11 protein-coding genes and 1 pseudogene are annotated in these 13,073 nt (G+C 67.4%); 7 read left to right on the top strand and 5 right to left on the bottom strand.

Going from position 1 to position 13,073, the window contains the following annotated elements; translation table 11 throughout:
• Positions 1-6: 6 nt before the first annotated feature.
• Positions 7-435: pseudogene (locus SX243_20945) on the top strand (O-antigen ligase family protein).
• A 146-nt stretch (positions 436-581) separates the two neighbouring features.
• Here SX243_20945 and SX243_20950 read toward each other — a convergent pair.
• Entirely contained in the window at positions 582-1,871 is a 1,290-nt protein-coding gene (locus tag SX243_20950; protein MDY7095452.1) for a glycosyltransferase, read from the bottom strand.
• 149 nt (positions 1,872-2,020) lie between these two features.
• On the opposite strand from SX243_20950, the gene asnB reads away from it, so the two are divergent.
• From asnB to SX243_20970, 4 genes are read left to right on the top strand one after another with little or no spacing between them, the layout of a single operon-like run.
• Positions 2,021-3,985 (top strand): asparagine synthase (glutamine-hydrolyzing), encoded by a 1,965-nt coding sequence (gene asnB / locus SX243_20955; GenBank protein MDY7095453.1) that lies wholly within the window; start codon positions 2,021-2,023, stop codon positions 3,983-3,985.
• Positions 3,986-4,018: 33 nt separating this feature from the next.
• Complete coding sequence (locus SX243_20960) at positions 4,019-5,203, top strand: glycosyltransferase (protein ID MDY7095454.1); 1,185 nt, start codon at positions 4,019-4,021, stop codon at positions 5,201-5,203.
• On the top strand, positions 5,200-6,180 hold the full coding sequence (locus tag SX243_20965) for a sulfotransferase (protein ID MDY7095455.1): 981 nt from the start codon (positions 5,200-5,202) through the stop codon (positions 6,178-6,180). The genes SX243_20960 and SX243_20965 overlap by 4 nt, the downstream gene beginning before the upstream one ends.
• The gene (locus tag SX243_20970; GenBank protein MDY7095456.1) at positions 6,170-6,823 is read left to right on the top strand and encodes a sugar transferase; all 654 of its coding nucleotides are present in this window, start codon (positions 6,170-6,172) and stop codon (positions 6,821-6,823) included. Before SX243_20965 ends, SX243_20970 begins: the two co-directional genes overlap by 11 nt.
• Here SX243_20970 and SX243_20975 read toward each other — a convergent pair.
• Positions 6,820-7,365: a hypothetical protein gene (locus SX243_20975; GenBank protein ID MDY7095457.1), complete on the bottom strand. Its 546-nt coding sequence runs from the start codon at positions 7,363-7,365 to the stop codon at positions 6,820-6,822. The genes SX243_20970 and SX243_20975 overlap by 4 nt on opposite strands.
• A gap of 36 nt (positions 7,366-7,401) precedes the next feature.
• Positions 7,402-9,132 carry an OPT/YSL family transporter gene (locus SX243_20980; protein ID MDY7095458.1) on the bottom strand — a complete coding sequence of 577 codons (1,731 nt, stop codon included), beginning with the start codon at positions 9,130-9,132 and terminating at the stop codon, positions 7,402-7,404.
• Positions 9,133-9,290: 158 nt separating this feature from the next.
• Here SX243_20980 and SX243_20985 point away from each other — a divergent pair, with 158 nt between their 5' ends.
• Both SX243_20985 and SX243_20990 read left to right on the top strand, forming a co-directional pair.
• On the top strand, positions 9,291-10,463 hold the full coding sequence (locus SX243_20985) for a DegT/DnrJ/EryC1/StrS family aminotransferase (GenBank protein MDY7095459.1): 1,173 nt from the start codon (positions 9,291-9,293) through the stop codon (positions 10,461-10,463).
• A 50-nt stretch (positions 10,464-10,513) separates the two neighbouring features.
• Positions 10,514-12,412 carry a nucleoside-diphosphate sugar epimerase/dehydratase gene (locus SX243_20990; GenBank protein ID MDY7095460.1) on the top strand — a complete coding sequence of 633 codons (1,899 nt, stop codon included), beginning with the start codon at positions 10,514-10,516 and terminating at the stop codon, positions 12,410-12,412.
• Between the two features lie 17 nt (positions 12,413-12,429).
• Here SX243_20990 and SX243_20995 read toward each other — a convergent pair whose 3' ends face one another.
• Both SX243_20995 and SX243_21000 read right to left on the bottom strand, forming a co-directional pair.
• A complete protein-coding gene (locus SX243_20995; protein MDY7095461.1) occupies positions 12,430-12,807 on the bottom strand; it encodes a DUF5615 family PIN-like protein in 378 nt (125 codons plus the stop codon).
• Positions 12,804-13,034, bottom strand: coding sequence for a DUF433 domain-containing protein (locus SX243_21000; GenBank protein MDY7095462.1), 231 nt, complete (start codon positions 13,032-13,034; stop codon positions 12,804-12,806). Before SX243_21000 ends, SX243_20995 begins: the two co-directional genes overlap by 4 nt.
• Positions 13,035-13,073 lie beyond the last annotated feature (39 nt).

Here is a 13,073-nt window from a genome sequence, read left to right on the forward strand (position 1 = left end):
CTGCTGCTGGCCGCCGCCGGTCTCGGGGTGCTGGCCACCCTCTCCCGCGGCGGGGTGGTGCTGTGGGCGGTGCTGGTGGGCTGCTATCTGGGCATCAACCTGCTCACCCTGCGCAGCCGCCCGGTTTATCTCCATGCCCGGCGGCTGGTGCCGGCGGCGGTGGTCATCATCCTGGTCTTCACCGCTGCCTTCGTGCTGGCCCGGGAGGGGGTGGGGATGTTCGAGCGTCCCACCGCCCGCGCCCGGGTCGCCATGTTCACCGGCGACACCAGCTGGCTGAGCTCCGAGGAAGGGCGGCTGCGGCTCCTGGCCCAGGCTTGGGAGCAGGTCTCTGAGGCACCGATCCTGGGCCACGGCACCGGCGCCAGCTATCGCTCCGGCCGCGGATCCCACAATATGTATCTGGACGTCTGGGTGCAGTGGGGGCTGCCGGGATTGGGAGCCTACCTGGCCTTCCTGGTGGGAGGGACCTGGTATTTCGCCCGCCGGCGCTTCCTGCCGGGGCTGCTCTTGATGCCGGTGATCTTCTTCTGGGGCCTGCTCCAGCACGGTCTGCTGGACGAGCGAGGCTTGGTGATGCTCTATGGCTTGTTGTTGGGCGTCTCGGCCCTAGAACGGTCGTCGGAGTCGGGGAGCATCGAGTTCGGTGCCGGCGGCTCTGACGGGCCAGCTGGGGCATCGACTGGTGCATCTACCGAGGCGTCCAGGGCTTCCCGAACCTGATCGACGCTCTCGCCGGCGAGAATTCGCTGGTAGACCTGGTCGTAGCGGGCGGTGACGGCGGCCAGGGAGTATCGCTCCTCGATGCGCTGTCGCGCTCGCCTTCCCAGCTCTCGGCGCTCTTCCTGCGAGAAGGCCAGCAGGCGGCTCACCGCCGCCGCCAGGGCCTCGGGATCTCGCGGCGCTACGATGCGACCGGTATCTCCGACGATCAAAGCCGAATCTCCGACGTCGGTGACCGCGCAGGGCACGCCACAGGCCATGGCCTCGGCGACCACGTTGGAGAAGGCCTCGGTGTAAGACGAGGAAACCGCCACGTCCAGGGCCGCGGTGAGCCGGGAAATGTCCCGGCGCTCGCCCAGCAGGTGGGCCCGATCCGTGAGGCCCGTCTCCGCCAGCCAGCGGGCTAGATCGTCATTTTCCGGATCGATGCCGGCGCCCACCAACAAGAGATGGAGGGTCGAATGCGCCTGGCGCACGCGGGCCATGGCCTGGAGGAAGCCGTGGTGGTCCTTCACCGGATCCCAACGACCCACCAGACCCACCAGGGGTGTTTCCTCCTCCAGGCCGAGCTCGTTGCGCACCTGAGCTCGGGCTTCGGCATCGGGCTTCAGGCGCTCGGTGTCATAGCCGTTGGGGAGGAGCAGGGAGCGCTCCGGAGCGTAGCCCCGCTGCTGGTGCTGGTGGGCGCTGATGCGGGAGTTATAGATGATGGCCCGGGGGCCTCGGGAGAGGCGGGCGGCGAGGCGGATCAGCAGAGCGGTGGTGCGCTTCTCCCAGCACAGGTCGTAGAGGCTCTGGCGGATATTCCACAGCACCGGGGGCCTGGGGCGGGGAAGAGCCAGGGCGCCGAGGGAGGCGGCGAGGTTGCCGTGGACCATCCAGCCTTGGATGAGATCCGGCCGGGATCGTCGGAGCACCCGCAACAGCGCTGGCAGGTGCAGAGGCATGGATGCCGGCGATGCGGCGCCGAGGGCGTGGAGCGGAATGCCCAGGGCCTCCACCGAATCTCCCAGGGCTCCGCGGCCGGTGAGAGAGATGACCTCCGTCCGGCCCCCCAGCCCGCTGCGGCGTCCTTCCTCCAGCAGCCGCAGCAGCATGGTGTTGGCGCCGCCGGTGCCGAGGCCGGTGATGATGTGGACGATCTTCATGACGGGCATCCTGCGACGCAAGGTGGACGCAGGATAGCAGGGGTCGCAGGCCAGTGACTGGTCAGGGCCGGGTGGGTATGCGATGCTTGACCCGCCCCGCGGTCTGATTTGGGTCGGGGCATGGCGAGGGAAGGAAACTGGAGTAGATCATGTGCGGCATAGCGGGAGTCTTGCAGGCGGGTGTGCACTCGGATTCGTGGCGCCAGCGGCTGGCGGCCATGGGGGAAGCTGTGCGCCACCGCGGTCCCGATAGCGGCGAGGTGTGGTTCGATGCCGAGGCGGGCATCGGTTTCAGCCACCGCCGGCTGGCCATCGTCGATCTCTCGGAGCATGGCCGCCAGCCCATGACCTCCAAGGACGGTCGCTGGGTTCTCTCCTTCAACGGCGAGCTCTACAACTTCCAGGCTCTGCGCAAGGAACTGGAGGATCTAGGGCACCAATTCGTCGGCCACTGCGACACCGAGGTGATGGTGGAGGCGTTCAGCCATTGGGGAGTGGCTGGGGCGCTTCCGCGATTCAACGCCATGTTCTCCATCTCCCTGTGGGACCGGGAGCGCCGGGTACTGCACCTGATGCGCGACCGCCTGGGGGAGAAGCCCCTGTACTACGGCTGGTGCGGCGACACCTTCCTCTTCGGCTCCGAGCTCAAGGCGCTGCGTAGCCACCCGAGCTTCAGCGCCGAGGTGGATCGGGACGCTCTGGCCCTGCAGCTGCGTCACAGCTACATCCCGGCGCCCTATTCCATCTACCGCGGCATTCGCAAACTGCCGCCGGCGGCGCGATTGGAGGTCTCCTTCGAAGAGCGGAACGCCTCACCGGTGCCCTATTGGTCTGCCCGGGAGGCGGCGGAGGCGGGAGTCTCGGACCTGTTGCGGCTCCCCGACGGCGAGGCGGAGGAGCTTCTCGACACCGAGCTGCGGAGGGCCGTCGGGCTGCGAATGATGGCCGACGTGCCCCTGGGAGCCTTCCTTTCCGGCGGCATCGACTCCTCCCTGGTGGTGGCCCAGATGCAGGCCCAGAGCTCCCGGCCGGTGCGCACCTTCAGCATCGGTTTCCACAGCGAGCTCTTCGACGAGGCGCCCCACGCCAAGGCGGTGGCGGAGCATCTGGGCACCGATCACACCGAGTTCTACGTCACCGCCGAGCGCGCCCGGGAAGTGATTCCGAGCCTGGCGGCGATGTACGACGAGCCGTTCTCCGATCCGTCTCAGATCCCCACCCACCTGGTGTCGTGGATCGCCCGCCAGCACGTCACCGTCAGCCTCTCCGGGGACGGCGGCGACGAGCTCTTTGGCGGGTACAAGCGCTACTTCCTGATGCAGAGCCTGTGGAGCCGCATCGGCTGGATGCCCGGCCCTCTGCGACGGGCGCTGGCGGCGAGCCTGGAGGCGGTGCCGGTGTCGGTGCTGGACCGGCTGCTGGGCGGCCTGGGGCCGCGGCTCGCCCGCTGGGGCTCGTCCCGCTCGGTGGGGGACAAGCTGCACAAATTGGCGGACGTGCTCTCCGCCCGGGATCCGGAAGCGGTCTACCGGCGGCTGGTTTCGGATTGGAAGGATCCGGCGGCGCTGGTCAGCGGTGCCCAGGAGCCGCCCACCGTCCTCACCGACTCGGCCCACCGGGCGGATCTGCCCCATTTCGTCGACCGCATCATGTATCTCGATTCGGTGAGCTATCTCCCCGACGACATCCTCGCCAAGGTCGACCGGGCGAGCATGGCGGTGAGTCTGGAGGCTCGGGTGCCGCTCCTCGATCATCACCTGGTGGAGCTCGCCTGGCGGCTACCCCGGCGGATGAAGATCCGCGGCGGCGAGGGCAAATGGCTGCTGCGCCGGGTGCTCTACCGCCACGTGCCCCAGGCGCTGGTGGACCGGCCCAAGATGGGCTTCGGGGTGCCCATCGGCGACTGGCTGCGAGGCCCCTTGAAGGAGTGGGCGGAGGAGCTGCTGGCGGAGGACCGTCTGAGGCGGGAGGGCTATCTGGATCCGGCGCCCATCCGGCGGGTCTGGGACGAGCATCAGGCGGGACAGCGCAATTGGCAATACCATCTGTGGGATCTGCTGATCTTCCAACAATGGCTGGAGGCGGAGTCGGAGGCCGCGAGCGCTGCTGCCTGAGGCCTTCCAAGCCCTCTTCTTCGTCCCTCCATCATGACCGTCCCCCCCGTCGCCCTCTTCGCCGCCAACCGCGGCTATGCTCTCGCCTCGTCCCGCCGGCTGCTCGTCGAGGCGCTGGTGGCCCAGGGGTGGCGGGTGGTGCTGGCCACCGCCGACGATGACCACGCCCGCTCTCTCGAAGCCAGCGGAGCAGAGGTGGCAGCGGTGGCCTTCGCCCGCTCCGGCCTGCACCCGACCATGGATGTGGGGGCCTACCGGCGGCTGCGCGCCCTCCATCGCCGGCTGCGCCCGCGGCTGACCCATTGTTTCCACGCCAAGCCGATCATCCTCGGTGGCCTCGCTGCCGGTGCAGGTGCCACCGGGACTGGAGTGGTAGTGCATACCATCACCGGTCTCGGCCAGGCCTTCGAGCGGCCCGGGCTGCGGGGATCGGTGGTGCGTCGCCTCGCCGCGGCGGGCTATCGCCGGGTGCTGCATCGGGCCGGGGCGGTGATCTTCCAGAACCCCGACGATCAGCAGCTCTTCCTGCACCAGGGGTGGGCTCCGGAGGAGAGAAGCCACCTGCTGCTGGGCTCCGGCGTCGATTTGCAGCGATTCCAGCCGGTAGAGGAGGAGAGCGTGGAGAAGGCACCGCGGGTGGTCTTCGCCGCCCGCCTGCTGTGGCCCAAGGGTGTGCGGGAGTTCGTGGAAGCGGCACGGATCCTGCGCCAGACTCATCCTGAGGCTCGTTCTCAGATCGCGGGAGAAGTCGACCCCCGGCATCCGGAGGCGGTGCCGGAGGAGTGGTTGCGGGGGGCGGAGAAGGAAGGAATTATCGAGCTGCTGGGATATCGTCCGGATCTGGAGAAGGTGCTCGCCGGCGCTGCGGTCTTCGCTCTGCCGTCCTACTATCGAGAGGGAGTGCCGCGAGTGGCCCTGGAAGCCGCCGCCTGCGCCGTGCCGGTGGTGGCCGCCGACGCTCCCGGCAGTCGGGAGACGGTGGTGGACGGCGAGACCGGCCTGCTGGTGCCGCCGCGGGAGGGCGAAGCCCTGGCCCGGGCCGTCGCTGCCCTGCTAGAAGACGCGGATCTGCGCCGCCGTATGGGAGCCGCCGGCCACCGCCGGGCGGTGGAAGAATTCGGCCTGCGGCGGCGAACGGTGGAGCAGTTGGAAATCTATCGCCGAGCCGGGCTACCGGAGATCGAGCCCGTACTGGCCTCCACCGAGGATCGAGGATGAACGAAGTGACCTTCAGCACCGAGTCGGCCCCCGGAGACGAGCCTTTGGGCTGTCAGCCCCTGGTGATCATCGGCGCCGCCCGTTCCGGCACCAACATCCTGCGGGACGTGCTCACCGCCCTGCCCGGCTTTTCCACCTGGCCCTGCGACGAGATCAATCCCGTCTGGCGCCACGGCAACCTCACCCACGGGGACGACGAGCTCCAGCCCTTCCTGGCCACGGAGAGCGTGCGCCGATCCATCCGCCGCGCCTTCGCTCGCCAGGCTCGCCGCGCGAAACCAGTGGGGGGCGGCGGGCCGGTGCTGGTGGAGAAGACCTGCGCCAACTCCCTGCGGGTGGAGTTCGTCCACCGGGTGCTGCCGGAGGCACGCTTCGTATTCCTGGTGCGGGACGGCCGCGACGTCGCTGCCTCCGCCGAGAAGCGCTGGACCGCCGAGGTGGACCTGGCCTATTCGCTGCGCAAGGCACGCTTCGTGCCGCCCCTGGACTTGCCGTACTACGCCTACCGCTTTCTCGCCAATCGGGTGCATCGGCTGCTTTCCGGCGAACGTCGCCTGGCGGTCTGGGGACCGCGCTTCGCCGGGATGGAAGAGGCGGCCCGGGAACACACCCTCACCGAGCTTTGCGCCCTCCAATGGCGGCATTCGGTGGAGCGGGCGGAGGAGGGCTTCGAGACCATCGATCCCGCTCGGGTCTTTTTTCTGCGCTACGAGGATTTCACCGCCGACGCGACGGGCTCGGTGCTGGCTCTCCTGGATCACCTGGGCTTCGAGGCACCGTCCGAGGAAGGTTGGGAGGAGCTGGTGGGCCGGGCGGCGGCGCCGGTGCGGCCGTCCAGCGTCGGCAACTGGCGGCGGCAGCTCGATGCAGAAACCCAGGGCCGTCTGGCGCCGATTCTCGGCCCGACGCTGGAACGGCTCGGCTATGGTGATCTTGCGGAGGATGCCGCTGAAGGGGAGCCCGCCGGTGGCGGATGATTCCTCCAACCAGCGGGCAGCCCTGGAAACGATTCCGGAAGGCCTCACCACGGGCCAGCGCTTCGTCAAGCGCAGTTTCGATCTCCTGGGGGCCAGCCTCGGTCTACTGCTGGCGGGCTGGCTCATCGCCGTGGGCTATCTGCTGGCGGCTTTCGCCAGCCGCGCCAACGGCTTCTTCGTCCAGGCCCGGGTTGGCCGCGGCGGGCGGCTCTTTCCCCTTCTCAAGCTGCGCACCATGCGCGACGTCCCCGGCTTCACCACTTCCGTCACCACCGCCCGGGATCCCCGCATCACTCCCATGGGGCGCTGGCTGCGGCGGACCAAGATGGACGAGCTGCCGCAGTTGATCAACGTGCTTCTGGGGCAAATGAGCTTCGTCGGTCCGCGTCCCGACGTTCCCGGCTTTGCGGACCGTCTGGAAGGGGAGGATCGGGTCGTGCTCAGCCTGCGCCCGGGCATCACCGGCCCCGCCACCCTCGCCTTCCGCCGGGAAGAAGAGCTGCTGGCCGCTCAGGACGATCCAGAACGCTTCAACCGCGAGGTGATCTGGCCGGAGAAAGTCCGCCTCAACCGCGCCTATGTGGAGCAGTGGAGTCTGCGGGGGGATGTGGTGTATCTGTGGGAAACGCTGGTGGGGGACTAAGCAGAGACTCCGCCGGCTTCCAGCGCGCGGAATTTTGCCAGCGCCTCGACCATCTGCTCCCGGGCCAGGGTGATGTAGTTGTGGGCCTCGTCGATGTAGCCGTCGGTGGAGGCGGACCAGACGCGGTTGAGGTTGCGCTCGCCGGCGGCGAAGGAATTCATCACGTCGGCATAGGCGGGTAGGCCGTAGCTGTGAGCGATGCTCTCCCGAGCCTCGATGAAGGCCTGGAGATGGGGTGGGAAGGTGCGGTCGATGACGTGGCGCAGCTCGTAGACGTCGATGTCGTCCTTCTCCTGCTCCAGCTTCTCCACATCCTCCACCACCTGCGCCAGGCTGCTGCCGATGGTGCTGATATTCGCCGCCAGGTGGTCCTCGTGGGTGGCGGCGCGGTGAGTGGCCCAGCGCACCATCACGATGCCCACGGCCCCTACCACCAGGGAGATGACGAAGGGCCCGACGGGGACCGTCAGCTGGTCCTGGACGGCGATGAAGGCACCGGCGAGGAAGCCGCCGACGATGAGGATGTATCCGATGGCTCTCATGGCTCGATCTCCACTGTCTGAATCACACTGGCTTGATCACGCGCCGAATACTCGGAAAAGGGCGTAGCCGATGCCCACCATGGCCTCGCCGACGATGAAGCCCGCGGCCACCGGAATCCCCACGTCCTCGCTGAACAGGGGGCCCTTGAAGTGATCCGAGGCCAGCCGCAGGGCGGTGCCGATGGAGTAGGTGAGGACGATGTTGAAGGGTAGATAGAAGCCCAGGCCCACCAACACTCCCAGCCCGCCGATGCCGCTGAAGCTGAGGAGGGCTCCGAGACCGGCGCCGGCGACATACTTCTGCATCGGGATGTCGCCGCCGAGGATGCCGTTGATCACCGTCGCCAGGGCCTGTCCCTGGGGCGCCGGCAGCTCGGCGCCGCCGATACCGTAGGCCTTGTGCAGCACCAGGATCAGTCCCACCACCAGGATCGGTCCCAGCCAGGTGCCCATGAACTGGGCGATCTGCTGTTTGCGCGGGATGGCTCCCACCAGATAGCCGGTCTTGAGGTCGAGCATGAGGTCCGTGGCCTGGCTCATGGCGACGCACATGGCGGCGCCGACGATGATGGAGGAGACGATGGTGGCGCGATCCGCCAGGCCGCTGGCGGCGAAGATGAGGATGGTGACGCCGATGAGGGTCATGCCCGAAAGGGGCGACCAATTGGTACGGCCAATGCACTCCGAGAGCACCACTCCGGCGATCCAGATCCACAGCGTTCCCAGGGCGGCCATCAGCAGGCCCCGGCCGAGCCCCATCTCCTGGGTGGAGAGGATGGCGATGATGCCGAGCACCACGAAGGCGCAAACGATCGCCATGTAGAGGAGCTGGATGGGCATCTCGTCCTTGGCCAGGGAGCTGCGGGTCTTCGCTGCCGTCTGCATGCTGCGCACCGCGCTGATCACCAAGGGCAAGGCCAGCAAGATGCCGGCGAGGGCACCGCCGATGAGCATGCCGATACCCAGCGGCCGGAAGAGCCCGAGGCGGAGCATTTCCGCCACCCCGGGATCCGACGCTTCCGCCCCCACCAGGTTGGGCATGATCCCCTGGAACGCGAGCATGGGGGCCAGGACCCAATAGCAGACGAAGCCGCCGACGATGAAGAAGAAGCCGCCGCGGCCGGCGAGGAAGCCGGTGCCGATGGTGAGCAGGGATAAATACCAAATGCCGTTCATATACGGCGGCAGCCCGAGGACCGCACCGAGGTTGAAGTTCTCGATGGTGTTGAGGGCGATCAAGTGCAGGACGCCGCTGAGGGCCGCCGCTCCCAGCAGCAGCTGAGCTTTACGGATGCCGGCCCCGGGAGCCTTGAGAATGGCGGCGGTGGCAATGCCGCCGGGGAAGGCCAGGCGGTTGAAGTCGATCATCTGCTTGCGCAGCGGGATGATGAAGGCGATGCCCAGAACGCCTCCGGCGATGCTGCCGAGGACGGTCAGGGGCTTGTTGAAATCCTCGATGCCGAGGATGAAGATCGCCGGTAGCGAGAACATCAGCCCGGCGGAGGCGCCGTTGACGGCGCTGGCCAGGGTCTGATTGATGTTGTTCTCGATGATCGAGTTGCGCCCCATGAGGCCGCGCAGGATGAAGAATCCTAGGATGGCGGCGAGCTCCGATCCTTCGATGGAGAAGCCGAGCTTGAGGCTGAGATAGCCGATGGACAGGACGATCACCGCGCCGATGCCGTAGCCGGTGAGCACCGCCGGGATGGTGATCTCCGGGTAGGGCCCTCGACGCACCGGTCGCTGGGACTTGGGTTGGTCGTTCACCTGGGAGCCTCCGAGCTGCGGACCGGGGGATCAGCGATCCCCGTGGCCATGGGTTTGCCGCAAAGTTCTCAAGACCTTAGGTCTCCGGCGGCGAGGTGTCAAGAGCGGCTTGCTCCTGCCCCTTGAACCTGAGGCTCGGCAATGGTCAAATCCCCGGGATGAGCACCGACGACCAGCCCCAGAGGGGTTCCCAAGCAGCCGCCGCCGAGCCACCGCTGACCATGTCGGCGGCGGATCTGGACGAATCCGACGTCGCGGCGGTGATGGAAGTGCTGCGCTCCGGGCGGCTGGCTCTGGGGCCCTGGGCGGAGCGCTTCGAGGCCGTCCTGGCGGAGTATGTGGGGGTGCGCCACGGCATCGCCGTCAGCTCCGGCACCGCCGGTCTTCACGTGCTGGTGCGGGCTCTGGGCTTGGGCCCCGGGGACGAGGTGCTGGTGCCGTCCTTCACCTTCGTGGCCAGCGTCACGCCGCTGCTTTTCGAAGGGGTGACGCCGGTCTTCCTGGAGATCGAAGGCGAAACCTTCAACCTCGATCCGGAGGAGCTGGAGCGGCGCCGCACGCCGCGGACCAAGGCGGTGATGGTGGTGGACGCCTTCGGTCATCCGGCGCCCTGGGACGAGCTCCAGGCCTTTGCCGGCGAGCATGACCTGCACCTCATCGACGATTGCTGCGAGGCTTTGGGGGCTGAGCACCGGGGCACCAAGCTGGGAGCGCTGGGGGAGGCCGGTGTTTTCGCCTTCTATCCCAACAAGCAGATGACCACCGGCGAGGGGGGCCTCATCGTCACCGACGACGACGAGCTGGCTGCCGTCGCCCGCAGTCTGCGCAACCAGGGCCGCAGCTCCATGGGGCAGTGGTTGGCCCACGAGCGGCTTGGCTACAATTACCGCCTGGACGAGATGAGCGCCGCCCTGGGTTGTAGTCAACTGGCCCGGCTGGAGGACTTCCTGCGTCGCCGCCAGCGGGTGGCGGATCTCTACGCTCGGCGTCTCGACGGACTACCCTTCGTGCGTCCGCCGCAGGTCGCGGACCACGTGCGCATGAGCTGGTTCGTCTACGTGGTGTTGCTGGAACCGGGGCTCGACCGCCAGCCGGTGATGGACGCCATGGCGGAGCAGGGGGTACCCACCCGGGCGTACTTCTCACCCATTCACCTTCAGCCCTTCATTCGCCAGAGCCTGGACACTGCCGAGGGGGATCTGCCGGTGACCGAGGACCTGGCGCGCCGCACCATCGCCCTACCGTTCCACAATCGTCTGCAGCCGGAGCAGGTGGACCGGGTGGTGACGGCATTGGAGCAGGCGGTGCGGGGTTTGGGCCGCTCATGGTAGTGTTGCTGCCTCAGCATAATTGCTCCGAACAATAGGTTGACCCGCTCCTCGTGAATCACATCAAGGCTCCCCTTCGCCGATTGATGATCCTCGGCCTCGACGGCGCCATCGCCGTCGGTGCGCTGTGGAGCGCCCTGCTGCTGCGCTTCGAAGGCGCGGTGCCGGAGCGTTGGACCGAGGACCTGCCCGCTACGCTGCTCCTGCTGGTGGTCTGCCGGGTCGCCTGCAACACCTTCTTCGGTCTCCATCGCTGGTCCTTTCTGCTTTCGGGCCTCACCGACGGCGCCCGCATCGCCGCTTCCGGTATCGCCGGGACCGGCCTCTTCCTCTCCGGCATCTTCCTGCTGCGCCTCCACGGCCTGCCGCGCTCGGTGGTGGTGCTGGAATTGCTGCTTTCCACGGCGGTGATGGCCGTGCTGCGGTTTGCGCCGCGGCTAGCCTGGATGTACCGGGTGGATCGCCGGCGAGCGCGCCGCAAGGACTCGGTGCGCGCCCTCATCGTCGGCGCCGGCGCCGCCGGCGAGATGTTGCTGCGGGATCTGCGGCGCTCCGACGAGCACAACTATCGGGTGGTGGGCTTCGTCGACGACGACCGGTCGAAATGGGGCACCATCGTCGGTGGCCAGCCGATTCTGGGAGCCATCGGCGACCTGCCGGAGCTGGTCAAGAGCCATGACGTGGGCAAGGTGCTCATCGCCATCCCCCGACTACCGGCGGAGCGCATCCGCGAAATCCTCTCGCTGTGCGCCGACCTCAAGATTCGCTTCAAGATTCTTCCCGTCTCCTACGTCTACCTCCAGGAGCAGGAGACCAGCGTCCGCCTGCAGGACCTGTCACCGGAGGATCTTCTGCCGCGGCCGCCGGTGCGTTTTTCCGCCAGCGAGGATGCCGCCGCCATCGCCGGCCGCACCGCCCTGGTGACCGGCGCCGCCGGCTCCATCGGCAGCGAGATCTGCGACCAGCTGCTGCAGGCGGGGCTCGGGCGGCTGGTGATGGTGGACATGAACGAGAACGGCCTCTACGTTCTGCACCGCCGCTTCCAGCGCAAATACCCCCAGGCGGCGCTAAGCACCGACGTGGCGGACGTTCGGGAGGCCGGCCGCATGCTCTCCCTCTTCGCTCATCACCGGCCCCAGGATGTCTTCCACGCCGCCGCCCACAAGCACGTGCCGCTGATGGAGGTGGCCCCCGGGGAGGCGGTGAAGAACAATATCCTCGGCACGCGCAACGTGGCGACGGCGGCGGATACCTACGGCGCCGACCGCTTCGTCTTCATCTCCACCGACAAGGCGGTGCGCCCCACAAGCGTCATGGGGGCCAGCAAGCGGGTGGGGGAGATGCTGGTGCGTTCGCTGGCGGCCAGCTCCACCACTCGATTCACCGCCGTGCGTTTCGGCAACGTCCTCGACTCCGCCGGCTCGGTGGTGCCCCTCTTCCGCGAGCAGATCGCCGACGGCGGACCGGTGACGGTGACCCACGAGGACGTGCGGCGCTACTTCATGACCATCGCCGAGGCGGTGGGCTTGGTGCTCAAGGCCGCCTACGGCGACTACGGTGAGCTCTGCGTGCTGGAGATGGGGGAGCAGATCCGCATCTTCGACCTGGCTCGGCACATGATCACCATGGCGGGGCTGGCGCCGGAAATCGACATTCCCATTCAGGTCATCGGTCTGCGGCCCGGGGAGAAGCTCTACGAGGAGCTGATGACGGAGGAGGAGGAGAGCACCCACCGCATCGACCGCAAGATTTTCGTGGCGGAATCCCCGGCCCCGCCGCCGGATCTTCTGGAGCAGGTGGATTGGCTAGCCCGCGCCGCCCTGGCGGAAGATCGCGAAACCACCCTCGCCCTCCTCCGCCAGCTCGTTCCCACCTACACTCCCACGGCCCTCGAGGATCCTCCACCGGAGGACGAGCTCGACGACACGGCGGTTTCCTCGCCGGTGCATTGAAGGGAAAGGTCGACTCTCTACGGACCGGCCACAAAGGGGAGGTAGCGAACTCGGATTCGATCCTCTTCCAAGACCGCCACACAGCCTCGCTCGAGAGAGCTACGCAGGTTCTCTAGGTTCTGGACTAGCAGCTCAACTTGCCGATCCGGATGTCTCTCGACACCTCTCCGGAACAATACGACCGAGGGTTTGCTTTCCTCGCGGAGCGCCAGCAAGGCGCCGAAATCGGTGTCGGCTGAGACCAGAATTAGGTCTTCGGCTAAGGACTTCTCGAAGATCTCTGAATCGGGGGCGTGTTGTAGATCGAGATCCCGGACATGGATGGCGTCTTGACCAGCAGAGACCAAGCCAGCTGCGACTCGTGGGGACAGTGCGTTGTCGATAAGAAACTTCACGAAGCTTGAACGAGGGGAAGAGTCCTCTCGCGGAGAGCCTCCGCCGCATAGCGGAGAGCTTCTCTGACATCCCCAAGCTCCAGATCCGGATAGAGATCGAGAATCTCTCGTTCACTGACACCATCCGCAACCATCCCTACGATGGTTGCAACCGGAATCCTCAGGTTGCGAATGCAGGGGACCCCGTCCATCTGGTCCGGGCGAACAGTGATGCGCTGGAAGGTCATCGGGGAGTGCCTCCTGGTGGGTTTCTAGCTCGCTCTGAG

Source organism: Acidobacteriota bacterium, from assembly GCA_034211275.1.
Lineage (GTDB): Bacteria > Acidobacteriota > Thermoanaerobaculia > Multivoradales > JAHZIX01 > JAGQSE01.

Excerpts from the sequence above, each read along its gene's own strand:
- SX243_20950 (MDY7095452.1), bottom strand. The coding sequence starts at position 1,871 with ATGAAGATCGTCCACATCATCACCGGCCTCGGCACCGGCGGCGCCAAC.
- asnB (MDY7095453.1), top strand. The coding sequence starts at position 2,021 with ATGTGCGGCATAGCGGGAGTCTTGCAGGCGGGTGTGCACTCGGATTCG.
- SX243_20960 (MDY7095454.1), top strand. The coding sequence starts at position 4,019 with ATGACCGTCCCCCCCGTCGCCCTCTTCGCCGCCAACCGCGGCTATGCT.
- SX243_20965 (MDY7095455.1), top strand. The coding sequence starts at position 5,200 with ATGAACGAAGTGACCTTCAGCACCGAGTCGGCCCCCGGAGACGAGCCT.
- SX243_20975 (MDY7095457.1), bottom strand. The coding sequence starts at position 7,365 with ATGAGAGCCATCGGATACATCCTCATCGTCGGCGGCTTCCTCGCCGGT.
- SX243_20985 (MDY7095459.1), top strand. The coding sequence starts at position 9,291 with ATGAGCACCGACGACCAGCCCCAGAGGGGTTCCCAAGCAGCCGCCGCC.
- SX243_21000 (MDY7095462.1), bottom strand. The coding sequence starts at position 13,034 with ATGACCTTCCAGCGCATCACTGTTCGCCCGGACCAGATGGACGGGGTC.